General features: G+C 64.5%; 22 protein-coding genes. 7 read left to right on the top strand and 15 right to left on the bottom strand.

What is annotated here, in order from left to right; translation table 11 throughout:
* Positions 1 to 28: 28 nt before the first annotated feature.
* Positions 29 to 1,393, bottom strand: a complete 1,365-nt coding sequence (locus AAF563_01350) for an aspartate aminotransferase family protein (protein MEM7119888.1) — start codon at positions 1,391 to 1,393, stop codon at positions 29 to 31.
* Positions 1,394 to 1,625: 232 nt separating this feature from the next.
* Between AAF563_01350 and AAF563_01345 the strand changes: the two genes are divergently transcribed.
* Positions 1,626 to 2,120, top strand: a complete 495-nt coding sequence (locus AAF563_01345) for a GNAT family N-acetyltransferase (GenBank protein MEM7119887.1) — start codon at positions 1,626 to 1,628, stop codon at positions 2,118 to 2,120.
* Between the two features lie 86 nt (positions 2,121 to 2,206).
* Positions 2,207 to 3,697: a sulfatase-like hydrolase/transferase gene (locus AAF563_01340; GenBank protein ID MEM7119886.1), complete on the top strand. Its 1,491-nt coding sequence runs from the start codon at positions 2,207 to 2,209 to the stop codon at positions 3,695 to 3,697.
* On the opposite strand, the gene AAF563_01335 is transcribed toward AAF563_01340, so the two are convergent.
* From AAF563_01335 to AAF563_01325, 3 genes are all read right to left on the bottom strand, one after another.
* On the bottom strand, positions 3,672 to 4,418 hold the full coding sequence (locus AAF563_01335) for an SDR family oxidoreductase (GenBank protein MEM7119885.1): 747 nt from the start codon (positions 4,416 to 4,418) through the stop codon (positions 3,672 to 3,674). The genes AAF563_01340 and AAF563_01335 overlap by 26 nt on opposite strands.
* A gap of 183 nt (positions 4,419 to 4,601) precedes the next feature.
* Entirely contained in the window at positions 4,602 to 5,594 is a 993-nt protein-coding gene (locus AAF563_01330; GenBank protein MEM7119884.1) for an arginine deiminase family protein, read from the bottom strand.
* Positions 5,591 to 6,562 (bottom strand): LysR substrate-binding domain-containing protein, encoded by a 972-nt coding sequence (locus AAF563_01325; GenBank protein MEM7119883.1) that lies wholly within the window; start codon positions 6,560 to 6,562, stop codon positions 5,591 to 5,593. The genes AAF563_01330 and AAF563_01325 overlap by 4 nt, the downstream gene beginning before the upstream one ends.
* Before the next feature lie 266 nt (positions 6,563 to 6,828).
* Between AAF563_01325 and AAF563_01320 the strand changes: the two genes are divergently transcribed.
* Positions 6,829 to 8,004, top strand: a complete 1,176-nt coding sequence (locus AAF563_01320) for an MFS transporter (protein MEM7119882.1) — start codon at positions 6,829 to 6,831, stop codon at positions 8,002 to 8,004.
* 22 nt (positions 8,005 to 8,026) lie between these two features.
* Here the strand turns inward: AAF563_01320 and AAF563_01315 are convergent, their stop codons facing one another.
* Positions 8,027 to 9,373, bottom strand: coding sequence for a glutamine synthetase family protein (locus AAF563_01315; protein MEM7119881.1), 1,347 nt, complete (start codon positions 9,371 to 9,373; stop codon positions 8,027 to 8,029).
* On the bottom strand, positions 9,345 to 10,172 hold the full coding sequence (locus AAF563_01310) for a gamma-glutamyl-gamma-aminobutyrate hydrolase family protein (protein ID MEM7119880.1): 828 nt from the start codon (positions 10,170 to 10,172) through the stop codon (positions 9,345 to 9,347). Before AAF563_01310 ends, AAF563_01315 begins: the two co-directional genes overlap by 29 nt.
* Before the next feature lie 59 nt (positions 10,173 to 10,231).
* Here AAF563_01310 and AAF563_01305 point away from each other — a divergent pair, with 59 nt between their 5' ends.
* Entirely contained in the window at positions 10,232 to 11,029 is a 798-nt protein-coding gene (locus AAF563_01305; protein ID MEM7119879.1) for a sterol desaturase family protein, read from the top strand.
* On the opposite strand, the gene AAF563_01300 is transcribed toward AAF563_01305, so the two are convergent.
* The 5 genes from AAF563_01300 to AAF563_01280 all read right to left on the bottom strand — a co-directional run bounded on the left by AAF563_01300 (position 10,980) and on the right by AAF563_01280 (position 17,720).
* A complete protein-coding gene (locus tag AAF563_01300) occupies positions 10,980 to 12,320 on the bottom strand; it encodes an MATE family efflux transporter (protein MEM7119878.1) in 1,341 nt (446 codons plus the stop codon). The genes AAF563_01305 and AAF563_01300 overlap by 50 nt on opposite strands.
* 92 nt (positions 12,321 to 12,412) lie before the next feature.
* The gene (locus tag AAF563_01295) at positions 12,413 to 13,054 is read right to left on the bottom strand and encodes an outer membrane lipoprotein carrier protein LolA (protein MEM7119877.1); all 642 of its coding nucleotides are present in this window, start codon (positions 13,052 to 13,054) and stop codon (positions 12,413 to 12,415) included.
* 95 nt (positions 13,055 to 13,149) lie between these two features.
* The gene (locus AAF563_01290) at positions 13,150 to 13,779 is read right to left on the bottom strand and encodes an outer membrane lipoprotein carrier protein LolA (GenBank protein MEM7119876.1); all 630 of its coding nucleotides are present in this window, start codon (positions 13,777 to 13,779) and stop codon (positions 13,150 to 13,152) included.
* A gap of 145 nt (positions 13,780 to 13,924) precedes the next feature.
* A complete protein-coding gene (locus AAF563_01285) occupies positions 13,925 to 16,363 on the bottom strand; it encodes a DNA translocase FtsK 4TM domain-containing protein (GenBank protein ID MEM7119875.1) in 2,439 nt (812 codons plus the stop codon).
* A gap of 169 nt (positions 16,364 to 16,532) precedes the next feature.
* A complete protein-coding gene (locus tag AAF563_01280; protein ID MEM7119874.1) occupies positions 16,533 to 17,720 on the bottom strand; it encodes an aminotransferase class I/II-fold pyridoxal phosphate-dependent enzyme in 1,188 nt (395 codons plus the stop codon).
* A 225-nt stretch (positions 17,721 to 17,945) separates the two neighbouring features.
* On the opposite strand from AAF563_01280, the gene AAF563_01275 reads away from it, so the two are divergent.
* Together AAF563_01275 and AAF563_01270 are read left to right on the top strand one after the other, a co-directional pair.
* Positions 17,946 to 18,350, top strand: coding sequence for a PA2779 family protein (locus AAF563_01275; GenBank protein MEM7119873.1), 405 nt, complete (start codon positions 17,946 to 17,948; stop codon positions 18,348 to 18,350).
* Positions 18,351 to 18,387: 37 nt separating this feature from the next.
* A complete protein-coding gene (locus tag AAF563_01270; GenBank protein ID MEM7119872.1) occupies positions 18,388 to 19,347 on the top strand; it encodes a PA2778 family cysteine peptidase in 960 nt (319 codons plus the stop codon).
* Here AAF563_01270 and AAF563_01265 read toward each other — a convergent pair.
* From AAF563_01265 to AAF563_01250, 4 genes are all read right to left on the bottom strand, one after another.
* On the bottom strand, positions 19,344 to 20,252 hold the full coding sequence (locus AAF563_01265; protein MEM7119871.1) for a sulfotransferase domain-containing protein: 909 nt from the start codon (positions 20,250 to 20,252) through the stop codon (positions 19,344 to 19,346). The genes AAF563_01270 and AAF563_01265 overlap by 4 nt on opposite strands.
* Before the next feature lie 117 nt (positions 20,253 to 20,369).
* Positions 20,370 to 21,689, bottom strand: a complete 1,320-nt coding sequence (locus AAF563_01260; protein ID MEM7119870.1) for an ammonium transporter — start codon at positions 21,687 to 21,689, stop codon at positions 20,370 to 20,372.
* A 191-nt stretch (positions 21,690 to 21,880) separates the two neighbouring features.
* Positions 21,881 to 22,813: a DMT family transporter gene (locus tag AAF563_01255; protein MEM7119869.1), complete on the bottom strand. Its 933-nt coding sequence runs from the start codon at positions 22,811 to 22,813 to the stop codon at positions 21,881 to 21,883.
* A gap of 5 nt (positions 22,814 to 22,818) precedes the next feature.
* Entirely contained in the window at positions 22,819 to 24,183 is a 1,365-nt protein-coding gene (locus AAF563_01250) for an amidase family protein (GenBank protein MEM7119868.1), read from the bottom strand.
* 83 nt (positions 24,184 to 24,266) lie between these two features.
* Between AAF563_01250 and AAF563_01245 the strand changes: the two genes are divergently transcribed.
* Complete coding sequence (locus AAF563_01245) at positions 24,267 to 25,490, top strand: UbiH/UbiF/VisC/COQ6 family ubiquinone biosynthesis hydroxylase (GenBank protein MEM7119867.1); 1,224 nt, start codon at positions 24,267 to 24,269, stop codon at positions 25,488 to 25,490.
* The last annotated feature ends 356 nt before the right edge of the window (positions 25,491 to 25,846 follow it).

Genomic DNA, 25,846 nt, shown 5'->3' with positions numbered 1-25,846 from the left:
CAGTCTCCTGCCGCCCGTCCGCGCCACGTTACCGGCCAATATCCTTGGCCACGGTATCGAGTGCCGCGCGCATTGTCGTCGCGATGTCGTCGGCCTGGTCCTTGGTCAAGATCAGCGGCGGCGACAGGACCATGGAATCACCGCAGGCGCGGACCAGCAGACCATCGCTCCAGGCGGCTTCGCGGATCCGGGTGCCCAACTCCATATCATCGGGGAAGCTCTCGCGGGTCGCCTTATCCTGAACGACCTCGACCGCCGCCATCATCCCCATGCCGCGCACCTCGCCGACCAGCGGGTGATCCGCCAGTTCGCGCAGGCGGGCCTGGAAGTAGGGCCCGGTCTCGACGCCCGCGGTCTCGACGATACCCTCGCGTTCCAGGATGTTGATGTTCTCCAGCGCCACCGCGGCGGCCACCGGGTGACCTGAATAGGTGAAGCCGTGCTGGAACTCTCCGCCTGCGTCGATCATCACGTCGGCAATGCGGTCATGCACCATGACGCCGGAGATCGGCAGGTAGCCAGACGACAGCCCTTTGGCCATGGTCATGAAGTCGGGGTCGATGTCCATGGTCTGCGAAGCGAACCACTTGCCGGTGCGCCCGAAACCGCAGATCACCTCGTCTGCGATCAAAAGCACGTTGTGCTCGCGGCAGATGCGCTGGACTTCCGGCCAGTAGCTTTCCGGCGGCACCAAGACACCGCCCGCCCCCATGATCGGCTCGCCGATGAAGGCGCCGACGTTCTCCGCGCCCAGCTCCAGAATCTTCTCCTCGATCGAGCGGGCGGCCTTCAGCCCGAATTCATGGGGGTCCATGTCGCCGCCATAGCGGTACCAGTGCGGGCAGTCGACGTGGACAAAGCCTGGCAACGGCAGATCGAAGGACGGATGCATCGGCGTCAGGCCACACAGGCTGGCGGCGGCCATGGTGACGCCGTGATAGGCTTTGTTGCGGCTGATGATGGTCTTTTTGCCGGTTTCGCCTTTGGTGTTCCAGTACCAGCGCACCATCTTGGCGATGGTGTCGTTCGCCTCCGAGCCGGAGTTGGCGTAGAAAACGTGGTTCAGGCCCTCCGGCGTCACCTGGGCAAGCTTCTGCGAGAGCTCCGTCGCCGGTTCCGTCGTGGTCTGGAAGAAGGTGTTGTAGTAGGGCAGCTCCTGCATTTGTTTGAAGGCGACCTCGGCCAGTTCCTTGCGGCCGTAACCGATGTTGACGCACCAAAGGCCCGCCATGCCATCAAGGATGCGCTCGCCCTCGGAGGTCCACATGTAGCAGCCCTCCGCGCGGGTGATGACGCGCACGCCCTTGTTATTGAGCGCCTTTGAATCGGTGAACGGATGCAGGTGATGTTGGCGGTCCAGATCCTGCAGGACCGCGGTCAAGTTGGAAGCCATGATGGTGATCTCCATAGAAGGGGTTGATGGATAAAGTGGGCCACACGCGGCCCAAGGCCCCGTCTAGGGATCAAAGTCGATGCGCGCGCACTGGATCAGAAGATCGTCGTGGCGGGAGATATCGGTCCTGTCGGTATCCTGGACTTTCATGGGACCATGATAATTCAGGTTAAGGCCGTGTGGCGAGAGCCTTCGATAACGCCGGAATGGCTGGTTGATAGGAGGACGTGAGGTGAACCAGACACTGACCATTCGGTCGTTCGAAGCGGGCGATCTGGCGAGGCTTCACCGCATACGCGAAGCTGCGTTCAAACCCGTCTTTGCGTCCTTCCGCAACCTGCTCGGCGAGACGATTGCCGGGGTCGCCCTTGCCGGCGCCGAGCGAGAACAGGCCGAACTCCTGGACCGCCTTTGCGCAACCAGCTCACCCGATCGGGTCTTCGTGGCTGAGGCCGATGGAGAGATCGTCGGCTTTTGCGCCATGTCGCTCGACCGCGACGCGCGCGTTGGCGAGATCGGCCTGAACGCGGTGCATCCCGATCACCAGGGCAAGGGTATCGGCACGGTGATGTACGATCATGTTCTCGCGCGTATGCGCGAAGACGGTATGAGCGTCGCGACAGTGGGCACAGGCGGTGATGCGAGCCACGCGCCGGCGCGCCGGGCCTATGAAAAAGCAGGCTTTGGCCCCGCCATTCCGAACGTCTACATGTACCGCTCGCTTTAGCGTCCTTCGGTGCCTGGTCTCGATGGACGTCGGTGCCGCCACTTGTCTAGAGTTCCCCGGACGCTGTTACGCGTGGAGACGATCGCGTGTCCAAGGAACGAAAGAACCTGCTGTTCCTTCTCGGCGAAAGCCATGCACCGCACCTGATGGGTGCGGCGGGGAACCGCGTTATCAAGACACCCAATCTGGATGCGTTGGCGAGGCGCGGCGCCATCTTTGACGCCGCCTATTGCGCCAGCCCGCTCTGCGTTCCCGCGCGCGCCGCGATCGCGACCGGGCGCTACCCGCATGAGACCGGGTACTGGGATAGCTCGATGGCGTTCGATGGCGAACGGATGAGCTGGATGAGACGTCTTCGCGACGACGGCTACGAAACCGTCGGCATCGGCAAGATGCACTTTCGCAGTGACGACGACGACAACGGCTACAGCCGGTTCATCGACACTATGCACATCGCCGACGGCATCGGCGATCTTGTCAGCGCGCTTCGCTACAAAACCGAGGAGCCGACCTATCAGGGGCTCTGGAACATATGGACATCGCAATACGGACCTGGCGACTCATCGCCCTATCGTCGCTACGACGAACGCATTGTCGCCGAGGCCACCGACTGGCTGCGCACGGAAGCGACGACATCGGCGAAGCCGTGGGCGCTGTCGGTTCACTTCATCGCGGCCCATGCGCCGTTCGTGACACCGCAGGCATTTTACGATCTCTACAATCCCGCCAGCCTTCCGCCGCCGCCGCGATTTGCCATCGACGAGCGGCCGAACCATCCCTCGGCAGCCCACCTGCGCAAGACCGTCTGCCACCAAGACGACATTGCGCCTGAGCACGTGCAACAGGTCCGCGCCGCCTACTTCGCGACCGTCAGTTATCTCGACGATCTGATCGGGCGCGTGTTGACGGCGCTCGATCACCTCGGCCTCGCGGAGACAACCCAGGTCGTCTACACGTCCGATCATGGTTTCAGCTGCGGCGACCACGGCCTCTTCGGCCTCTTCCACCTCTACGAGGAATCGCTCGGCGTGCCCTTGCTGATGGCGGGACCGGATGTGCCGGCAGGCGGCCGCATCGCCGATCCGGTGTCGCATGTCGACCTCTACCCGACGATCCTGGAGACCTGCGGCGTGCCGTTGACGGAAGCCGAGCGCAACGCCGACAGGGAAAGCCTGTGGCGGTTGATCGACGGTGAGGCATGGCGCGACAGCGTGTTTGCCGAATACCACGGCACCGGCACGACCGCCGCCGGTTACGTGTTGCGCCAGGGATTCTGGAAACTGATCTATTTCGTCGGCATGACGCCGCAGCTCTTCAACCTCGCCGCCGACCCATATGAGGCCAACGATCTGGCGCACGATCCGCAGCATGCCGCGCGTCTGGACGCGATGATCGTCAAGCTGCAGCAACGCGTCGATCCCGAAGCGGTGGACCTTAAGGCCAAGGATGATCAGCGCGTGCTGATCGAACGCCACGGCGGTGAAGCCAAGGTGGTCGAGGCGATGGCGGGCTTTGCCTATTCGCCGCCGCCGGGCATGAGCTGGCGGGCAGTCAACGCCCCCCGGAAACGTCAATGAAGCTGCCGGTGACGTAGCTTGCCTTCGCCGAGCACAGCCAGACGATGGTCTCGGCCACCTCCTCGGCCGAGCCGCCGCGCTGCATAGGGACGAGATGAGCCAAGTCATCGACCCGATCGGGCTGGCCGCCAGAGGCATGGATGTCGGTTTGGATCAGCCCGGGTCGGACAGCGTTGACGCGAACGTTTTCGGTGGCGACCTCCTTGGACAAACCGATGGTCATCGAGTCCATGGCTCCCTTGGTCGCGGCGTAGTCCGTGTATTCGTTGGGTGAGCCGAGCCGCGAGGCGGCGGACGAGACGTTGACGATGGCCCCGCCGCTGCCGCCATGGCGCGTCGACATGCGTCTCACCGCCTCGCCGCACGCAAGGTAGGCCCCGGTCAGGTTGATCGCGACAATGCGCTGTAGGCGCTCAGCATCGATCTCGTCGAGACGCGCGGGAGGACCGACAATGCCCGCGTTGTTGACGAAGGCGTCCAACTGTCCGAATGCCTCGTCGCAGACACGGAACAACTGCTTGATGTCGTCGGGGTTCGCCATATCGGCCTTGACGACAGCAGTCTTGCGGCCCGCCGCCTTGACCTCTGCCACGACCCGTTCGGCGGCCTCGCGATCGCTGACGTAGTTGACCAGAACGTCATAGCCCTCGCGCGCGGCCAGCCGGGCGGTTGCCGCGCCGATGCCGCGGCTGGCGCCGGTGATCAGCATGACCTGTTTCATCACCGGCGTGCCTTGTTGTGCGTGTTAGTGCACGTGCCGTTCGCACGTGCGCTGCACCAGCCCACTCCCCCGCCCGGCCACCCATGGCAGCATCCTCGGGGTGGCCTCGGCGAAAACGCCTCTCGGCGTTTTGCCCCGGAGGTGGGGGAGTGGGCTGGTGATGCCAACTGATCGGTAAACGATCTAGTTGATGGGGTCCCGGACCAGGGGACAGGTCGAGCAGTGAACGCCACCACCATTGTGCTGCACCTTGTCATAGGGGATCTGCACGACCTCGACGTTAAGGTCGGCGAGTCTGTCCATGGTTCGGTTGGAAATGCCATGGGGCATGATGACGCGCCCTGGCTTGACCGCCAGACAATTGATGATCCAGTGGGAGTCCTGGGATGTCACCTCGACCGTCCGGATGCCAAGCTCTTTCAGCTTTTCCAGGAACCAATAAGGCAACTGCGCCGAATCAATGATGGCGAGGTCGACGTCGATCATGGTCAGCGCGCCGTCGATGTGGATCTGGTAACCCGCCAGATCGACGCGGATCAGGTCGACTCCTTGAGAGTTCAGCACCTCCTCGATCTGACGCGAGCCTTCTTCGTTGACGCAGATTGAACGGCCGATCACCGCGGTCTCGGGGTTGAGCCAGGCGAAGCTGCCACCTTCGGCCATGGCGTTGCCGTTCAGCGTGCGCAGGATCGGCATGCCCAGATTGGCAAGCGTCTTGGTGACATGCGCTTCCTCGCCGCGCCGGATGGTGCGCGCCAGGCGCGTGATGATAGCGCCGCCTTTGACGGCAAAGGAGGAGTCGCGGGTATAGATCGACTTGATGCCGTCCGGTTCGATCGAGTCCAGAAACACGACCTCGACACCCTCATCGCGCAGAGTCTGCACCAGACCGTCGTGCTGGGCGCGGAACTCATCCATCGGCGGGATGGTTTCGCTCTGCCAGTACCAGCCTTCTTCCAGGTCGCCATAGGAGCCGATTTCCTCGATGCGTTTGTTGGCGTCGACGATCTTCATCTCGTCGCCCGGCCGGTGCATCAAGACGACGCGCAACTGGCCGACATCGTTGTCACAGCCCCACTCGCGGCCCCACACGCCGGTCTGCTGTTCCGGGCTCTCGAAGACCGGCTCCGGGTGGGAGCCGAACAGTTTAATGGTCTGGCCGTAGATGTCGCTCATGGTTGTCCTCCTGCTAACTGCTTGGGGATTGTCGGGTCGGTGCCGGAAATGTCGAGCCTTGATGTGATGGTGGCGATGGCGTCCAGCGTCGGCTGCAGGGCGGTCTCGATCCACGCCGTGAAGGCGACGATCGGTTCGCGTTCGATCAAGTCGGGGTGGGCGGCCATGACGTAAGCCTCGTCGGTTTCCAGCGTGGGCCCGAACGGAACCGTCAGTCTGCCCGCGTTCACGTCTTCGGCGGCGAGCGCCAGGCCAGCGAGCGCCAGGCCCTGGCCGAGTTCGGCGGCGGCGAGCACCAGGCCGGAATCGCTGAAGTTGGCGCCCCTCTCGACGCCGGGATGATCAACGCCGGCGGCCGCGCACCATTCCGTCCAGCCCAGCGATCGTTCGTCGTGGATCAGCGGCACGCGCGTGACGTCGGCGGGATCGATAAGTTCATGCCGTTCCGCGAACGACGGCGCGCATACCGGCGCGACCTTCTCCTCGACCAAAAGGCGTGCTTGGGGCGGCCTGTTCCGGCTGTCGCCGTAACTGATCACCAGGTCGACCTCGTCGACCTCCAGATCGATCGCCAGTGCCGTCGTGTAGAGCCAGACGTCATAGTCGGGATGGGCCTCGCGAAACGCCGGCAAACGCCGCAACAGCCAGCTCGATGCGAAACCGTGTGGTGCGGCGACAATCAAGGAGCCGGGCTTACTGTATGCCCTCAGCCGGGCGACACCCTGCTCCAGTCTATTTAACACATCACGTGTAATGCGAAGAAAGTCCAAGCCCGCGTCGGTCAGATGGATGGCGCGATTGGCGCGGATGAAGAGCGGTTGGCCGAGCGCTTCTTCCAGCGAACTGATCTGATGGCTGATCGCCGATTGCGTCAGATTCAGCTCGCGCGCCGCCTGGGTGAAGCTGCCCAGACGTCCGGCGGCCTCGAAACCCCTGAGCGCGCTGAGCGGTAGATTGCTTGATATCATCGTGGATAAGTTCTGCTCATGTAAACACCGAAAGCCATGCATGCATTGCTGCAGGTAGTGACTGAAAGCCCATCCGCTCGGATGTGTCCGACTTATCATGAACCAAACTAATCTATCAAGTGATACTGCGGTCTTCCTGGTCGTCGCCGACCAGGGATCGCATCGACCCCATGCCGGTCATTGACCGTCAGCGCCATTTAGAAAGTAATCACTTTTCTTTTTAGGTGAGATCGTGCAAGGCTTCGCCAGGTTTCCAAGGGTCCCCGATGACAGTCTCCAGTGCGCCGATAGCGAATGCCGCTGAGCGACGGCGCAGCCTTGCCGCCGCGATCTCGGCGATGTTCATCGTCAATCTCGTGTTTTTCCTGTCCCCGCCCTTGATGGCGGTCGTGCTCGAGCGCCACGGTGCCGATCCGGCGGCGATCGGCATCAACGCCGCCGCCATGGCATGCGGCATTTTCTTCATCGGGCCGCTGGCGCCGCGTTGGCTCGCCCGCTTCGGTCCGGCGCGGCTGATGCGCTGGTCGCTTGCCGTTTCGGTGGTGATCTTTCTGCCGATGCCGATCGAGCCCGACGCGCTCATCTGGCTACCACTGCGCACGGTCCTGGGCGCGGCGGCCAGCATATGCTGGATCGCCAGCGAAGCCTGGATCAACGCCCTGGCGGTAGAGGCCCGGCGCGGCCGCCTCATGAGCATCTACAGCATGGCGGGCTATTGCGGTCAGGCGCTGGGTCCCGCGACCCTCGTTGTTGTCGGCAGCGAGGGCTTCATCCCGTTCGGCGTGGCCGCCCTGCTGACCGCTCTTGGCTGCATCCTGGTTAGCGCCGGCGGCAATGTGCGGCCCGATCTCGGCCAGCCCGGCAGGACGCCGCTGGTGCGCTTCTTGTGGGCCGCGCCTCTGCCGATGCTCGCGGTGTTTGCCCAGGCAGGTGCTTTCCAGGCCTATTTCAGTTTTTTCCCGGCGTTCGGCGAAAGCCGCGAGTTACCTCTGGAAACGGCTTTCACGTTGCTGACGGCGACCAGCCTCGGCGGCCTCCTGCTCAACTACCCCATGGGATGGCTTGCCGACCGGGTCAACCGGACAGCGCTGGCGGTTACTTGGCTGACCCTGTCGTCGGGCGGCATTCTTCTGTTGCCCCTGGTCGTGCCAGCCGGACTCGGCGCGCTGCCGTTCTTCGTCGCTCTGGGCGGCATCATGTCGGGGACATACAGCCTAGCGATCGTCCTGGTCGGCGCGCGGTTCCGCGCTGCCGAACTAGCCGCCGCGACGACGGTTTTCACCATGATGTACAACGCCGGCGCGCTGGCCGGCCCCGCGGCCGCCGGGCTCGCCATCGATGCCGTCGGCCCGATCGGCCTGATCGCGGTGATGAGCGGCCTGTTGGGGCTTTGTATTCCCGTGGGCCTCATCGTGCTGATGCGTCGAGCCCGCCGGACTTAAGCACCGGGACGGTGCGGTTCGCTCACACGTTCAACAGCAGGTGCTCGCGTTCCCAGGGGCTGATGACGTCCTGGTACTGGTTGAACTCCGTATGTTTGACCGCGATCAGGAGATCGACGAAGTCCGACCCCAGCACCTCGCGCAAAGGCTTGGAGCGGCTGAGCCGCGTCAGTGCGTCGGGCAGGTGGCTGGGCAGGCCCTGACCCTTGGCGCGGTAGGCATCGCCGGTCTGGGGTTTGCCGGGCTCCAGCTTCTCGATCATGCCCAGATAGCCGCAAGCCAGCGTGCCGGCGATGGCGAGATAGGGATTAACGTCGACGCCGGCGACCCGGTTCTCGACCCGGCGTCCGGCACGGTCGGATTCCGGCACGCGCAGGCCAACCGTGCGGTTCTCGTAACCCCAGTGGGTGTTGATCGGCGCGTCTGAATCGGCGCGCAGCCGCCGGTAACTGTTCACGTTTGGCGCGAAGAGCGGCATGGCGGCGGCGAGATAGTGCTGCAGGCCGGCAACATGGGCGTGAAACAGTTTGGTGTCGCGCCCCTTGGCGTCGGCGAACACATTGCGCCCGGTCTTGGTGTCGACGATCGACTGGTGCACGTGCATCGCCGAGCCCGCCTCGCCCTCGATCGGCTTTGCCATGAAGGTCGCGTAGACGTTATGGCGCAGCGCCGCCTCGCGAGTCGCGCGCTTGAAGACAAGCACCTGGTCGGCCAGCGCCATCGGATCGCCGTGATGGAAGTTGATCTCCAGCTGCGCCGGGCCGCTCTCGTGGATCAGCGTATCGACGCCGACGCCGGCGGCCTCGCAGAAGTCGTAGAGGTCGTCCATGACGTGGTCGAACTCGTTGACCGCGTCGATGCCATAGGCTTGGCTGCCCGCCTCCTGTCGGCCCGACCGGCCCTCCGGCGGTTCCAGCGGATAGTCGGGGTCTTTGTTGGTGGCGACCAGGTAGAACTCCAGCTCCGGCGCAATGACCGGCCTCCAGTTCCGCTCGGCGTAAAGCTCGAGCACGCGGGCCAGCACCTGGCGCGGCGCGACGCCGACCGGCTTGCCGTCGCGGGTGACGCAGTCGCAGATCACCTGTGCGGTCGGCTCCTCGTACCAGGGCACCAACCGCAAGGTGGAGATGTCGGGATTGAGGATCATATCGGGTGACGTCGGATCGCCCGGGAACGGCTCTGGGTATTCGCCGGTCACCGTCTGATAGAAGATGTCCTGAGGCAGGCGCAGTGACGCGCTCTTCAAGGACGCCAGGAACCGTTCGCGCGGCAGAATCTTGCCGCGCGCGATGCCGGTCAGATCCGGCACCATGCATTCGACGTCGTCGATCCGGTAGGTCTTAAGCCACTTGGCCGCGTCGGTTGTCATCGGAAGCATCCCTCTTGGCGTCCGCATAGGCCCGGCACGCGTCGCCGAACGCGGTGAACAGGGCGCGGTCGGCCGGCCGTTCGTCGAAGCGCCACTCCGGATGCCATTGGACACCCAGCATGAAGCCCGGGGCGTCGCGATGGCTGACCGCCTCGACCTGGCCGTCCGGCGCCACCGCCTCGACGGTCAGACAATCGGCGACCCGGTCGATGCCCTGGCCGTGGATCGAGTTGACGGTGTAATGCGTCTCGCCGGTGATCTTGTGCAGCACACCGCCTGGCGTGACGTCGATGGTGTGGGCGGGCGCGTACTGTTCCTCGCGCGGCTTCGTCTCATCGGCCCGGTGATCGAACCGGCCGGGCACCTCTTCGACATGCTGGAACAGCGTGCCGCCTAACGCGGCATTCAGTTCCTGGATGCCGCGGCACACCGCCATCAACGGCATGCCCCGCGCGATCGTGTGATGGATCAGCTTCAGGGTCAGCGCGTCGCGTTGTGGATCGCGCGCCGTCGTCGGCCGCGGTTCGTGGCCGCCATAGTGATGCGGCTCGACATTAGAGAGGCTGCCGGTCAGGAAGACGCCGTCGAGGCGGTCGAGCAGATCGTCCAGGTCGACCAGCGTGTCCAACGCATCGAGGTCGGCGCCGCCGCCGAATGCCGGGATCATGAGCGGCATGGTACCCGCGCCGTGCGCGACGGCGTTGATGTACTTCTCGCCGACCGCGTGGAACGGGTGGATATCGATCTGTTTGACACAACAGGGGATGCCGACCAGCGGCAGGGGGAGGTGACGGTTCATGGCGGAAATGGCTAGCATGGCACCCCGGACACGGCAAGCGGGGTGCCCCAAAGGACGCCATGGACTTAACGGCACTTCTAAGCGCCAAGACCGCCATCGTGGCCGCCGGCTTCGCCATGTTGCTCATCGCCGAGCGGGTCTGGCCTGCGGAACAACGTTTGGGCGGCTGGCCGCGCGTCGGGCGTAATGGCGGGCTCTTGGTCATCAACATGGCACTCGCGCCGTTGATCGTTGTGCCGCTGGCCGCCTGGGCGACGACCTGGCATGTCGGTATCAGGCCCGACTGGTGGACCGGCGCCTGGGCCATCGCGCTCGATCTGGTGCTGCTTGATCTCTGGCTTTATGGCTGGCACCGCGCCAATCACCGGGTGCCGTTCTTGTGGCGCTTTCATGAGGTGCACCACCGCGACCGCTTTCTCGACGTAACGACCGCCGTGCGTTTCCACGCCGGCGAGGTCGTGTTGTCGGCCTTTGCGCGCATGATCCCGATCGCCCTGCTGGATATCCCGCTGACATCGGTCTTGCTGCTGGAAGGTCTGCTCCTGATCGCGACGGGTTTCCACCACTCCAACCTCAAACTCCCGCGAGCGTTCGAGCGGGTGTTGTCGTGGCTGATCGTGACGCCGTCGATCCATTGGGTGCACCACCACAACATCGTCCGCGACACGGATTCAAACTATGCGACCGTCCTGTCGTGCTGGGACAGGATCTTCAGAAGCCGCAGTCCCAACCCGCGTACCCGCGCCATGCCATTGGGCGTCCAAGGTGAGGACGAGTTGAGTTTTCCCCGGCTCCTCATCCAACCCTTTATGTCTCGGCGCCGCGCACCAGGGCCGGATAGCGCACCCACAAGGTGAGCGCGCGCAGCGCGTACATCACGTAAAAGCCGATCCAAAGACCATGGTTGTCGAAGACAGCCCATAGCGCGACCGCGATCGGCGTGTAGAGCGCCAACATCAGCAGCATAGCATTGCGCATGTCGGCGCCGCGGGTCGCGCCGATGAAGACGCCGTCCAATTGGAACGACCAGAACGCGGCAAGCGGCATCAAGACCGCATAGGGCAGGTAGGCGTAAGCGACCTGCCGCACGTCGTCCAGATCGGTCATCAGGTTGACGATCGGTACGCCGAACAGGCCGAAGACCAGACTGGCGAACACCGCGGTGACCGCCGACCAGATCATCGTCACGCGAACCGCCGTGCGCAAAAGACGCCGGTCGCGCCTGCCATAGGCCTCGCCGACAATCGCCTCGGCGGCGTTCGCGAAACCGTCCAGGCCGAAGGCGGCTACGCTCAAGAACATGACCAGCACCTCGTTGGCGGCCAGTGTAACGTCGCCGAGCCGCGCGCTCAGCGCGATGAAGATGGCGAAGGCGAGATTCAGCGACAGGGTGCGGATCAAGAGGTCGCCGTTCAACGTCAGGATGGGTCGGTAGCGATGCCACGCCAACAGGCCGTCGATCCGCCACGTGCCGGGATAGGGTCTAACCACACGCAGCAAGATCAGAATACCAAGACCCAGGCCGACCCATTCCGAAACCGCCGTCGCGCCGGCTAGGCCGGCGATGTCCCAGCCGAAGCCGAACACGAAGAGGAAGTTCAGCACGACGTTCAGCGAGGCGATGACAATCTGGATAACGAGCGCCCAGCCGGTGCGCTGGATGCCGATCAAACAGCCAAGGATCACATAGTTGCCGAGTGTCGCCGGCGCGCTCCAGATCCTGACGTCGAAATAGATCCGCGCCTGTTCGGTCACCGCCGGGCTGGCATCGACCAGGACGAGCGCCAGCCAGCCGATCGGCGCCTGCAGCGCCAGCATGGCGAGCGCGATGACGACCGCCACCACGCCGGCGCGTGCGGCGATCGCACGCAATTCGCCGCCATCGGCGCGGCCCAGCGCCTGGGCGACGTAGCCGGTGGCACTGAAGCGCAGGAAGCTGAAGGTCCAGAAGACGAAGCTGAAGATCAGCGCGGCGACCGCCACGCCCCCGAGGTACTCAGGCCCCGGCAGGTGGCCGGCGACCGCCGTGTCGACCGCACCGACGATCGGCAGGGTGAGGTTGGAGAGAATGATCGGTGCGGCGAACCGCAGCACGCGGCGGTGCCAATAGCGCGCGTCGTCCATGGAGCCGCCTGCGCGATCGCTCATGACGCGGGGTCGAGGGGTTCGGATTGTGGTGGCGGTGCTTTAATCACCGCCGCAGATTAGGGCTTCATCGCGTCACGAAAAGCGCAATCTGACTACTCCGTTCCCGTGGTGGGCCGGATCAGTTCCAGGTGATCGATCTCGAAGAGGTCGGTCGACAACGGCACGCCGAACTCCGCGGTGACCAACGTGACGCGGGTGATGTAACCCTGGGCATCGCGCACATACCACTGGGTCAGCTCAAGCGGTGTGTCGGCCTCATCGTCCAGGGGGTCGTGGAACACCAGCGTCAGAACACCGGAGCCCGGCTCCTCGGACGGCTCGATGGTCATGTAGACGGACGGACCATCGCGGCGGATGCCGCGCACCTTCACAGCCTCCTGAAGATCGATGTCGGACTGCAGCAGGATCGAGGCCGGCGATGTCGACACCGGGCCCTCGTAAAACTGCCCGATCTCGGCATCCCAGAACTGATACTTCTGACCGCGCGCGACCATGATGGTCGGCGGATCGTCATAGGCGATGCGCGCCAGGTTGGGTCGTTTCAACTGAAACTCGCCCTTCGAGGTCGTGCCGTCATAGTTCAGCTGCACGAAACGCGCATCGAGCGTGGTGATGCTGTTGAGGTAGTCCTGAACCCGCTGCAACAGCTCGGCCTCAGTCTCGGCCTGGGCGGGCGCCGTCGCGGCGGTCAGGATCAGCAGCAGGGCGCCGAGCGCCATTCGGAAACCAGTCATGCGTGCTTATGGTGCTGTGGGGCGGGCCGCGTCAAGACTCCGGTCTGATTGAGGCCGAAGCACGGCAGCCTGCCACAATCTGACAGATCAAATGTCTAGTGGTTGCTGGTGCCCGGTCGGATCTTTGCCCGGTGATCGATCGCGAACAGGTCGTCCGCCAACGGCACGCCGAGCGCGACGTCCTCCAGTCTGACGTGGGTCATGTAGCCTTGGGCGTCGCGCACATACCACTGCACCAGTGCCAACCCATCGCCGGTATCCCCGGTCGAATCGTCGAAGACGAGCGTCAGCACGCCGGCGCCTGGGTCGTCGGACGACTGGATTGTCAGGAAAACGCGGTCGCCATCGCGGCGCAGAGCGCGGATGTTGAAGGAGTCCTGAAGATCGACATCGGGCCGCAGCAGGACCCACATGGGCGAAGCGGTAACGGGCCCTTCGAAGAACTGCCCGGTCTCGGCATCCCAGAACTGGTACTTCTGGCCGCGCGCGACGACCTCGGTCGCTGGGTCGTCATAGGCGATGCGGGCCAGCATCGGACGTTTGAGCTGAAAATCGCCGGCCGACGTGCTGCCGTCGTAGTTATCCTGTGTAAAGCGCGCTTCCAGCGTGGTGATGCCGTTCAGATAGGTCTCAACCCGTTGCAGCAGCTCACCGTCGGATTCCGCGCGCGCCAGGCTGGCCGCGGCGGCGGTTGCCAGGACGAGCACGACAACCAGAATCGTCATAAATCGTTTCATGGATGCCCATGTCGTGTGGCTGATCGTTGCGATCAACCCTCGCCCGACATTGCGGCAAAAGCGCGGTCACACAACGGTTTGGGCCAATTGGCCCAGTTTCACGGTCCGTTCTTTTGGCCCGGGATGATCCGCCCTAGAGCTCCGGCGGCGCGGCGGCCAGGACCTCGCGTTTGCCGACATGGTTGGCGGCGCTGACGACGCCGTCGGCCTCCATGCGCTCGATGATGGTGGCGGCGCGGTTATAGCCGATCTTCAGGTGGCGCTGGATGAAGCTGGTCGAGGCCTTCTGCTCTTTGGTGACCAGGAAGACGGCCTGGTCATAGAGCGCCTTGTCCTTGTCGTTGCCGGCATCGCCGCCGAACCCGCCGCCGCCGATGTCGGACGGCATCTCGAAGGCCTCTTCGGTGACATCGTCCAGATAGTCGGGTTTGCCCTGGCGGCGCAGGAAGTCGGCGACCTGCTGGACCTCGTCATCGCCGACGAAGGGTCCGTGGATGCGCGTGACGCGCCCGCCGCCGCGCATGAACAGCATGTCGCCCTTGCCCAGGAGTTGCTCGGCGCCCTGCTCACCCAGAATGGTCCGGCTGTCGATCTTGCTGGTGACGTGGAAGCTGACCCGGCACGGGAAGTTCGCCTTGATGGTGCCGGTGATGACGTCGACCGACGGGCGCTGGGTCGCCATGATCAGATGGATGCCGGCGGCGCGCGCCATCTGGGCCAGGCGCTGGATGGCGCCTTCGATGTCGCGGCCGGCAACCAGCATCAGGTCGGCCATCTCGTCGACCACGACGACGATATAGGGCAGCGGCTTGTCGGCGATGACCTCTTCCTCGAACACCGGCTCGCCTGAATCGGTGTTGAAGCCGGTCTGCACGGTGCGCGTCAGTTCGAGACCCTTGGCTTGTGCTTCGGCGACGCGCTTGTTGAAGCCGTCGATATTGCGCACGCCGATCTTCTGCATGGCGCGATAGCGGTTCTCCATTTCGCGCACGGTCCACTTCAGCGCCACAACCGCCTTACCGGGCTCTGTAACGACGGGGGCCAGCAGATGCGGGATGTCGTCATAGACCGACAGCTCCAGCATCTTCGGGTCGATCAGGATCAGGCGGCACTGGTCGGGCGTCATCTTGTAGAGCAGCGACAGGATCATCGCGTTGATCGCGACCGACTTGCCCGAACCGGTGGTGCCGGCGACGAGGAGATGCGGCATGTGGGCGAGGTCTTCGACCACCGGCGCGCCGGAAATCTCCTTGCCCAGCGCGATCGGCAGCTTGGTGCCGGACTTCGTATAGGTCGGCGCCTCGAGCAATTCGCGCAGCGCGACGGTCTCGCGGTCGGCGTTGGGCAGTTCGATGCCAAGCACCGTGCGGCCCGGGACGACCGAGACGCGGGCAGAGATCGCGCTCATGTTTCGCGCGATGTCGTCGGCCAGACCGATCACGCGGCTGGCGCGGATGCCGGCTTCCGGCTCCAGTTCATAGAGCGTTACGACTGGTCCGGGGCGAACCTCGTCGATCTCGCCACGAATGCCGAAGTCCTGCAGCACGCCTTCCAGCATGCGCGCGTTTTGTTCGAGCGCCTCGTCGTCGATGACATTGCGCGAATTGGGATCAACGTCGGTCAGGAGCTCCAGCGGCGGCACGGTGACGACGCCGTTGCCGTCGAGCGCCAGGCTTGTCTGTTGCGGCTTGCGCCGCTTGCGCTTCTTGGCGGTGTCCTTGCGTGGGCGCACACGTCGCTTGGGCGGCGGTGCTTCGGCTTCGACCTCCTCCTCGATCTCCTCCTCGTCCTCGTAGACGTCGGCCTCCGGCTCGTCCTCGTACTCTTCGTCGTCTTCCGAATAGGCCTCCTCTTCGTACTCTTCCTCGTCTTCGTCGCGGTTTCTCTCCGGCAGGCGGTCATAGAGGCCGCGCAGGAAGACGACGGTGACAATCGAGCCGCGCCACAGACCGTGCGCCACGGTGGTCGTCAGGAACCAGAGGCCGCCGGCGGCCCGGCGCACATCATCGCGCGGCAAGCCGGCGGTGAGGACAAAGAGGATGATCCCGAACAGCCCGAAACCGATGGCCAGCCAGGTCAGGCCGATGAACGAGACAGCACCGACATTGACCAGAATGCCGTAGAGTGTCGCGCCCACGATGCCGCCCGAACCGACGCTGAACGGCCAGTCGGCGGGCCACCCGGTCATCTGGAAGGCAAGCGCCAAAACCGCCGTCGCGAACGGCAGGGCGAACAGCCCGAGCCACGGCCGCGCCAGATGCTGATGGGCCATCAAACGCCACGCCCAGGCGGCAAGCACCAGGACCGGGACGACAACGGCAAAGCCGATCCAGGAAAACAGGATGTCGGCGCCATAGGCACCGGGCCGTCCCATCAGATTGGCGACGCCGCCGGTTGTCGCGTGGTTATAGGAGGGATCGTTGGCGTCGAAGCTCAACAACGCCAGCGCCAGGGCCAGCGCGACGATGCCGATCAGCAGACCGGCACCCTGAACCGCGCGGCGCTTGAGGTAAGCGGCGACCTGTTCGGGCATCAATCGGAAGCGAGGTGCGGTGGCGCTGCGGCTTGCCATCGAAATTCTCCCCTAAAGCACTGCTTTGCGAGCCGGCATCACCAGCCCACTCTCCCGCCCGGCCACCCCGAGGATGCTGCCATGGGTGGCCTCGGCGAAAACGCCTCTCGGCGTTTTGCCCCGGAGGCGGGGGAGAGGGCTGGCACCGGCATCTTGCATGTGTACATACCTACAATACCTCCGCGAGGCGGGTCAGCGCTTCGCGCGTGGTATCGATATCGTTGACCAAGGCGACACGGATATAGGCTTGGGCCGGGTTCGGCTCGCCCTCTCGACTGGCCGCGAGGTAAGCGCCGGGCAGCGCTTTCACCGCGGCCTTCGACCACAGCGTGCGCGCGGCTTCCTCGCCGTCGCCGACATCCAGCCACAAGAAGAACCCACCGGGTGGGCGGAAAAACCCAAAGCGATTGCCCAGGATCCGCTCGGCAATGTCGATCTTCTCGCGATAGAGCGCGCGGTTGGCCTCGACGTGGGCCTCGTCGCGCCACAGCCGTTCGGCGGTGTCGTAAGCGGCGAACGAACTGGAGGCGGCCGCGTATTTTCTAAGGCGCACGAACGCCTTGATGAAGTCGGGATCGCCAGCGATGAAACCGGAACGAAGGCCGGGCACGCTGGAGCGTTTGGAGAGCGAGTGGAAGGCGATGACATTCGTCATGTCGCCGTCCTGGGCGCAGATCTCCAGTGCGCTCGGCGGCGGCGCCTTGTCGTAGATCTCAGCGTAACATTCGTCGCTCGCCAGGATGAAGTCGTGTCGGCGCGCCAGGTCGACGGCCCGGCGCAGATAGTCGCGGCCGGCGATCGCACCCTGCGGGTTCGCCGGCGAGCACAGATAGAACAGTGCCGTGCGGTCCAATAGCTCCGGCGTCAGGGCGTCGAGATCCGGAAGGAAACCGCTTTCGGGGCCGCATGGCAGATAGATAGGCTCGCCGCCGGCGCTCAGCGCGCCGCCCTTGTAGGGCTGATAGAACGGGTTGGGCATCAGGACGGCCGGCTGCCTGCCCGCTTTCTCCGTCGGCACGGCGGCGATCGCGATCATGAAGAGAGCCTCGCGCGTGCCGGCGACGGGCATGATGTTGCGGCCGGGGTCGATGAATCCTTCGGGCAGGGAAAAGCGCCGGGTGAGCCAGGCCGCGATCGCGTCGCGCAGGCCCGGTGTGCCCTCGATCGGCGGATATCGGCCGTAGTCGTCGAACCGGCTGGAGAGCGTGTCGCGCGCAATTTCCGGCACGCCGTGCTTGGGTTCGCCCATCCACATCGGGATCGCCGTTTCCCCGTCCGGCAGCGGCAGATCGGCGATCAACGCGTCGAGCCGCGGGAACGGGTAGTCGGTCAGCTCGTCCAGGCGATCACTGATCATCAGGGTTTCCGCTGTATTGAACGGCCGGGAACATTAACACGTCGCGGACTCCTGATGCAAAAGACCGTTTCGAGTCCGTTGCTTACGAGCGAATCTTCGACTCAGTCTTGACAAACCGGCCCGAATAGGCGCAATTGGGTATAGATTGTGGTTCGACGCCATCAAACCGCCATATCTTGTGTTATCTTACGGCCTGCAGGGCGCTATCGGGGGTACGGGGAAGCGATGAAGTGTTTCCGACGACTTGTCACTTTTTTGGCGGCGCCACTCGCTGTCGTCTTTTTTGTCACATCATCCGGTCTGACGAGCGCCCATGCGGGCCTGGTCACGACCGAAGAAGCCACCCAGCAGCTGGATACCTCGCTTGATCGCGACGCGCTCTTGAGCCTCATCGAGCGCGAAGACGTCCGTCAGGAACTGATTGCCCACGGGGTCGATCCGGAAGAAGCGACAGCCCGAATCGCCGCGCTCAGCGACGACGAGCTACGCCAGATCATGCACAAAATTGACGAAATGCCGGCCGGCGAAAGCACGGTTGGCGTCATCGTCGGCGCTGCGCTGATCGTCTTTCTGGTGCTGCTGCTGACCGACATTCTGGGATTCACCGACGTCTTTCCGTTCACCAAGTAGGGACCGTTGCCGTACCGCGGCAAAAGGGGGTCAGGGCGTGGAGCCGGTCACCAGGTTAGGTGGCCGGCTTCTTGCCGTCTGGCCGCTTGTTCTCCTGACGCTGGCGGCCTGCGCCGGCACGCCGCAAAGCGACCGGCTTCTGTCGGCCGGCACCACGGCCGGCGGTCTTCCCATGCGCGCCCAGATAACGGATGTACCGTTCTTTGCGCAGGAAGAGCGCTATTGCGGACCGGCCTCGCTTGCCATGGTGCTCGTCTGGGGCGGCATCGCGACCGACCAGGAAGAGGTCGGCGAGGAGATCTATACGCCGGGGCGCGAGGGCACGCTGGTCAGCGACGTCCTGGGCGGCGCGCGCCGTCACGGCCGGCTTGCCGTGCCGGTCAACACCCTTGACGCCCTGCTTGCAGAGATCGCCGCCGGGCATCCGGTTATCGTCTTTCAGAACCTCGGCCTCGACTGGTACCAGCAATGGCACTTCGCGGTCGCTATCGGTTATGACCTCGATGCCGGTACGCTAACACTCCACTCCGGTCTCGACGAGCGGCGGGTAACGCCGCTCGATACGTTCGAGCACACCTGGCGGCGCGGCGACTATTGGGCGCTTGTGGTTTTGCCGCCGGCTACGTTGCCGGCGACGGGGTCTGAGGGCGAGGTCGTCGACGCAGCAGTCGCGATCGAACGCTTGGGCCTGACCGGCGATGCGGCGCAAGCCTATGCCGCGATCGTGGAGCGCTGGCCCGGCAGCGGGACAGCTTGGCTTGGTCTCGGCAACACAGCCTATGCCATGGGCGATCTCTTCGACGCGGCCGATGCCTTCGGACGCGCGGCGGTGGCCGATCCGGACTTCGGCGCGGCGTGGAACAATCTGGCCGTGGTCCTCGCCGAACAGGGCCACCGCAACGCCGCGATCGACGCGGCCGAAAAGGCGATCGCCACCGGCAACGGCGATATCGAGGAGTACCGCCGCACGCTCGAAGAGGTCGGCGCCGGCACCTAAGGCCGGCTGCCACGCTCCTCGGCGAGAACACGGCGGAGCGCGCCATAGTCCTCGAGGCCCAGCGCATCGCCGATACGTTCCCGCCATGCGTCGTCGAACGCCGCCACCAAGTCGTCGCTTAAGACGGCGCGGTGACCGCCGACCTGACCGGTGCGGACCTTGTTGGACTCGCCGTCCGGGGGCAGGCCGGCAATAGCGTCGCGTGCTTCGCGCAGCAGGTGATCGTCGAACTGGCCGGCATGCGTCTGCATGAAGGGCAGGCTGGAATGCTCGATGGCGGTGTCGATGGCGGGCGATCCCGGTGCGATGCCCATGAAAGCAGCGACGCGCCGCACGGCGCCCGCGGGGTCGTCCTTCATGTCTTCATAGGTCAGGAACAGCGTGTCGTCGTCCAGACGTTTGTGCCACCACGACGCAAAGTGCGGCCAGATACCGCGCGCGGCGTCGCCGCCCAAAATATCGCGACGCACGAAATCGTCGATCGAGATGGCGCCAGCCTCGAAGAACCAACCTTCCGAGAAGCGGTAGAGCGACACCGCGATGTCCTTGGGCTCGCGGGTTATGTAGATGTAACGGCAACCCTTCGGCACCTCAGACCAGTCGAGATGGCTCTTATAGGCACGCGGCGGCGCGGCCTGTTCGCCCTCGATGTCGAGGCCCGTGTCAAAGGCTATCTCGATCCACGGGACGACGGCGGTTATCTCAGTGAAATCCATGTCGCCGCCGGTGCGCAGTTGATGCACGATCTGCTGCATCCACGTTGTGCCGGCTTTGGCATAGGTCGAAATGATGATGTCGTCGGGTTGCGGCTTGAAGGCGACGCCGCGCTGATGGCTCTCCTTCGTGAAGTACTTCGCGGCAACCGCGTCCATCTCCTCGAACGTCGTGGGTCGTCGTAGCGCCATGCCCTCTCCCGGTTCCTCTGTGCGGCGCAAGGAGACACCGGCCAGGCACGCGATGGCAAGCGGCAATGGTCTTGGTTGGGTGGCGTCCCGCCGAGCAGCGACGGGACGCCACACTGGCTAGACCGTCACGGAGTCCCGGCCGAACTCCGGATAGGCCGCCATGCCAAGTTCGACCTGATCGAGACCGGCGACTTCCTCGTCGGCACTGACGCGAAGCCCCACCGTTACCTTAAGGGCGAACCAGACGAGCGCGCTGGCGACGGCGGCGAACGCGCCGATGGCGACGACGCCCAACGCCTGCACGCCGACGCTCGCCTCGCCGTTGGTCAACGGCACCGCCATGGTACCCCAGATGCCAGCGAAGAGATGGACGGGGATGGCGCCGACGACATCGTCGATCTTCAAACGATCGAGCAAGGGAACGCCGGCAACGACAATCAGCGCGCCGATGCCGCCGATGATGATGGCCTCACCAATGGTCGGCGTATCCGGGCCGGCGGTGATGCTGACCAAACCGGCGAGCGCACCGTTCAACACCATGGTCAGATCGACCTTGCGGTAGACAAGCTGGGTCGCGACCGCCGCGGCGACCACGCCGCCGGCCGCCGCCATGCCGGTGTTGGCGAAGATGTTGGCCATGGCGACCGCGTCGGCCGCCGAGCCCAACGCCAGTTGCGAACCGCCGTTGAAGCCGAACCAGCCGAGCCACAGGATGAACGTGCCGAGCGTCGCCAGCGGCAGGGACGATGGCGGCAGCAGACGGATCTCGCCCTTGGGCCCATACTTGCCAGCGCGCGCGCCCAGGATAATGGCGCCGGTCAACGCCGCCCAGCCGCCGACCGAGTGCACGATGGTCGATCCGGCGAAGTCGGCGAAACCTTCTTGCGCCAGCCAACCGCCGCCCCACTGCCAGGCGCCCTGGATCGGATAGATGATGGCGGTCAAGACAACGACGAAACCCAGAAAGGGCCACAGCTTGATGCGTTCAGCCAGCGTGCCCGACACGATCGAGGCGGCGGTCGCGACAAACACCATCTGGAAGAACCAATCCGACGCCGCGGCGTACCCGCCGTTAAAGTCGGCATTCGCGACCGCGCTGTCGTCGGCAACCCACGGTGCGAAACCGCCGATCAACCCGCCGTCGACGCCGTCATACATCAGGTTGTAACCGACGAGGTAATAAGCGATGCCGGCGATCGAAAAGAGCATGACGTTCTTGACGCAGATGGTCGCCACCGATTTGGTGCGCACCATGCCGGCCTCCAGCATCGTGAAGCCCGCCGCCATCCACATGACGAGCGCACCGTTGACCAGAAACGAAAAGGTGTTGAGCACATAGGCCGTCTCCGCCTCGACCCCGGCATGCGCCAGGCCGGGCAGCAGGATCGCGCTACCGAACAGGACGGCGAGCGCGCCTCGCCTCAATGTCGTTGTCATCGAAAACCTCCCAGGTTTGCCGTTTGCCCGCACGGGGCATGTTCCCGGAAGACTCTCTTTTCAAACGGCGTGCCAATCTGCTGCGCTGCAACAAATCCATATAGATCAACACGTTGGGATCTGGAATGTCACGAGTCCTGACGCATTTGCCTGCCGATTAGGCAGCACCCTGCCTATCTGGGCGGCAAGGCTCAGCCAGTTTCAATGGCCAGGCGTCGCTCGCGGTGCCAGACATAAAGGCCGCTGCCGACAATGATGGCGATACCGAGCCAGGTGATGGCGTCTGGAAACTCATGCCAGATCAGATATCCCAAGATGGTGCCGCCAATGATCTCGACATAGGCGAACGGTGCCAGCAACGAAGCCGGCGCATGGGCGTAGGCGCGAATGGTGAAGCCGTTGCTGCTGGCCGACAAAATGGCGACGACGACAAGGCCGAGCCAAATCTCCGGCGTCGGTGCCTGCCAATAGAACGGCGATGTAACGATAAGCACGACGAAACCGACAATGGCTGCCCAGAACATCATGGTTCCGGTGCCGTGGTGCGGAGCCAGCATGCGCGTGATAACCGCGTAGACAGAGTAGAAAAAGACGGCGGCCAGCGGCAGCAAGGCGGGCAACCCCATGCCGCCTTCATAGGTCGGCCGGATCATGATGAGCGCGCCGACCAAGCCGAACCCACAGGCCAGCCAGCGTCGCGGTCCGACCTTTTCCTTCAGGACGAGGGCGGCGAGCGCGGTGACCATGAGGGGCCCGAGCATGATGATGGCGATGATGTCGGCGAGCGGTAGGAGAGCGAGGCCGGAAAAAAAACTGATGGCGCTCGCGAACTGGCAACAGGAACGAATGAGCTGCAGGCCCGGCCGACGGGTTCTGACCAGCTGCGTCAGGTTCGTCGTACGCGCGATGAACGGCACGGCAAGGATCATCGCGCAGGCTTGGAACAGGGCGACCTGATAGACCGGCACCTGTTCGATGGTGAGCTTGGCGACCGCGTCGGAACAGTTGATCAAGGTCAGTGCCACCAGGATCAGCAGAATGCCGATCATGTGCGGATGACGCCCGCCTCCCGTCACGATGTTGCCGTGCATCGTCTCCGGCGGCGGAAGGTCGGGATGGGTCATGATGATCAGCCGGCGGCGATTGCGGCTTCGATCGCTTTGCCCAGACGCAGGATGGCGGCTTCTTGGTCGGCGCGCTGCATGATCATGAGGCCTGCCGGCAGGCCGAGATCATCGCGGCCGCACGGCAGGGTCAGCGCGCAGAGCTTCAGCAGGTTGCCCGGCGTCGTGTTGCGCAACGTGTTGCGATTGGCTTTGCGATAGGCCGCCTCGTCGTCGATCAGATCGGCAATCGGCGGCGGGCTGATCGGCACGGTCGGTGCGATCATCGCGTCCCAGCCGGCGAGCCGTCGGGCCATGGCATCCTGCACGGCCTCCAGGTCGTTCTGCATGCGCACCAGATTGAAGCCGGCGAGCTTCGTGCCCTCGCGAAAGCGCGGCAGCATGTTGGCGTAAATCTCGTCCGGCTTGTCTTCGACCAGGTCACCCCAGCATGCATAGGCCTCGACGGTCACAACGCCGCCGCCCTTGCCCATGATCTGGACCGCCTGATCGATCTCGTCGACCTGCTCCCAGGAGACGCTCGCGCCCGCGCGTTCCAGGGCCTCGATGCCGGCGCGCACCGCCCGCTCGATCCCCGGATCGACATCGGCCCACATCGCGTTCTTTGGCGCCAGGAAACGTTTACCCTTGAGCGAGGCGCCGGTCAGATCGGCGGCTTTGCGTCCGCTCAGAACCGACCACACGGCGTTGGCGTCGGCGACGTCACGGGTCAAGGGACCGATGGTGTCGAGGCTCGGCGACAGCGGCAGGATGCCGTCAAGCGTCAGATCGCCGGCGGTCGTCTTGAGCCCAACCACGCCATTCAGTGATGCCGGAATGCGGACGGATCCACCGGTGTCCGAGCCGATGCCGGCCGGCGCCAAGCCGCGCGCGACGGAGACCGCCGCGCCGGACGACGACCCGCCCGGGATCCGGGCGACCGTGTCGTCATGGGCATTGGGGGGCGTGCCATGGGTCGTGTTGATGCCAAGGCCGGAAAACGCGAACTCCGTCAGGTTGGTCTTGCCCAGGCAGATCGTGCCGGCCCTTGTCGCGCGCCCCAGAAGCGTGGCGTCATACTCGGGCACGCGGCCCTGCAGGGCGCGCGCGGCACCGGTGGTCTCGACACCCGCCGTGTCGACAAGGTCCTTCCATGATAGCGGCACGCCGTCGAGCGGTCCGCGTCGTTGCCCGGCCTTGGCGCGACGGCCCGCCGCGTCGGCTTCGACGCGCGCGCGCTCGGGCGTCAGGCGCAGATAAACCAGATGATCGCTGTCCTCGGCGGCGATGCGATCCAAGAAAAAGTCAGTCAGCGCGACCGGATCGATCGCGCCGGCGCCGATGCCGGAGCCAAGCTCCAAAGCCGTCATGTCCTGCCAGGCCTTGGCCATCGCGCCCTCCTGCTGGTTGTCCACTGCTACAGTCTTACCGGGATGGGCTGGACATTGCATCCCGGCGTGCCGATGTTTCCTTCATGACAGGCACGCTAAGGCAGGAAGCGGACATCGCGATTGTCGGCGGTGGCATGAATGGTCTGACGGCGGCCGTGGCGCTTGCCGGCGCCGGCTTTGATATCGTGCTGCTGGACCGGCGCGATCCCCGCGACACGGTGGATGCCGGGTTCGATGGGCGGGTGACGTCGATTGCCTGGAGTTCCAAGGTCATGCTCCAGACCATGGGTGTGTGGCCGGGCGTGGCCGATCAGGCCGAGCCGATCCAGGAGATTCGCGTCTCCGACGGCGACGCGCCGCTGTTCCTCCACTATGACCACCGCGACATCGGCGACCATCCGTTGGGCTTTATCGCTGAGAACCGCACCATCCGCGCCGCCTTGCTCGCCCATGCCGACGGCTACGGCAATATTCGCTTCGCGGCGCCGTGCACCGTGGCGGATCTGAAGCGCGATCACGATCGTGCGTCTCTGGTCCTTGAGGACGGCGGGCAAGTTCAGGCGCGTCTGGTGGTGGCGTGTGACGGCGCATCGTCACCCCTGCGTGCGATGGCGGGCATCCGCCACGTGCGGCACGCTTATGGCCAGACCGGTATCGTGACGACGGTGAGCCACGAACGACCCCATCGTGGCATCGCCCATGAGCGGTTTCTGCCGGCTGGTCCGTTCGCCATCCTGCCGCTGCCCGGCAACCGCGCATCGCTTGTCTGGACCGAGGCCGACGATATCGCCGGGCGCATCATGGCGTTGGACGATGACGCGTTTCACGAGGAGATCGCCTGGCGTTTCGGCGATTTTCTGGGCGCGGTCGAAGCCTATGGTCCGCGCTGGTCCTATCCACTGAGCCTGGTGCACGCGGAGCGTTACGCCGAGGACCGGCTGGCGTTGGTGGGCGATTCAGCCCATCAGATCCACCCGATCGCCGGCCAAGGCTATAACCTCGGTCTGCGCGACACCGCGGCACTGGCAGAGGTGCTGACCGATCGGCGCCGCCTGGGTCTGGAACCCGGCCACGGCGACGGCCTTGAGCGCTACGCCCGCTGGCGGCGCGTCGACAACCTGATGCTGATCGCTGTCACCGACAGTCTTAACCGTTTGTTCTCGAACGACGTGGCGCCGATCCGGCTGGCGCGCGATGTCGGACTGGCCGCTGTTAACCAATTGCCGCCTCTCAAAAGGCTTTTCATGCGCCACGCGATGGGAACCGTCGGCCATCTGCCGCGGTTGCTGCGTGGCGAAGCGCTCTGACAGACCATCGCTAACTGCGTGATAACGAACACTAATGACGATTTGATCAGGCGTTACCAATCGAAATGAGCAGCCTCATTACCGATTAGGGCGCGTGCCTTCGCCAATGAGCGGCACGGGCGGCCGGATAAATGTATCCAAAGTGTTATCGCGACACGGCCGACCCCCACGAAACCCCCGCGCCGCGATAAAGATTAAGCATCACAGACCTCCTTGATGCGCCAAGCGGCCCACCCAGCCAACCGGCACATCGCAGATCAGGACCGGAACCCGACCGCCCCCGACCCCAAACCCCCCCGGGTCTGATCTTTCGTCAGACGCCGCACCCGACCCCAAGGGCGCGGCGTCAATTTTTT

The organism is Pseudomonadota bacterium (assembly GCA_039028155.1).
Taxonomy (GTDB): Bacteria; Pseudomonadota; Alphaproteobacteria; order SP197; family SP197; genus JANQGO01.
Note: the sequence above shows the minus strand (reverse complement) of the source record. Positions and strands in the feature narration are given on the sequence as shown.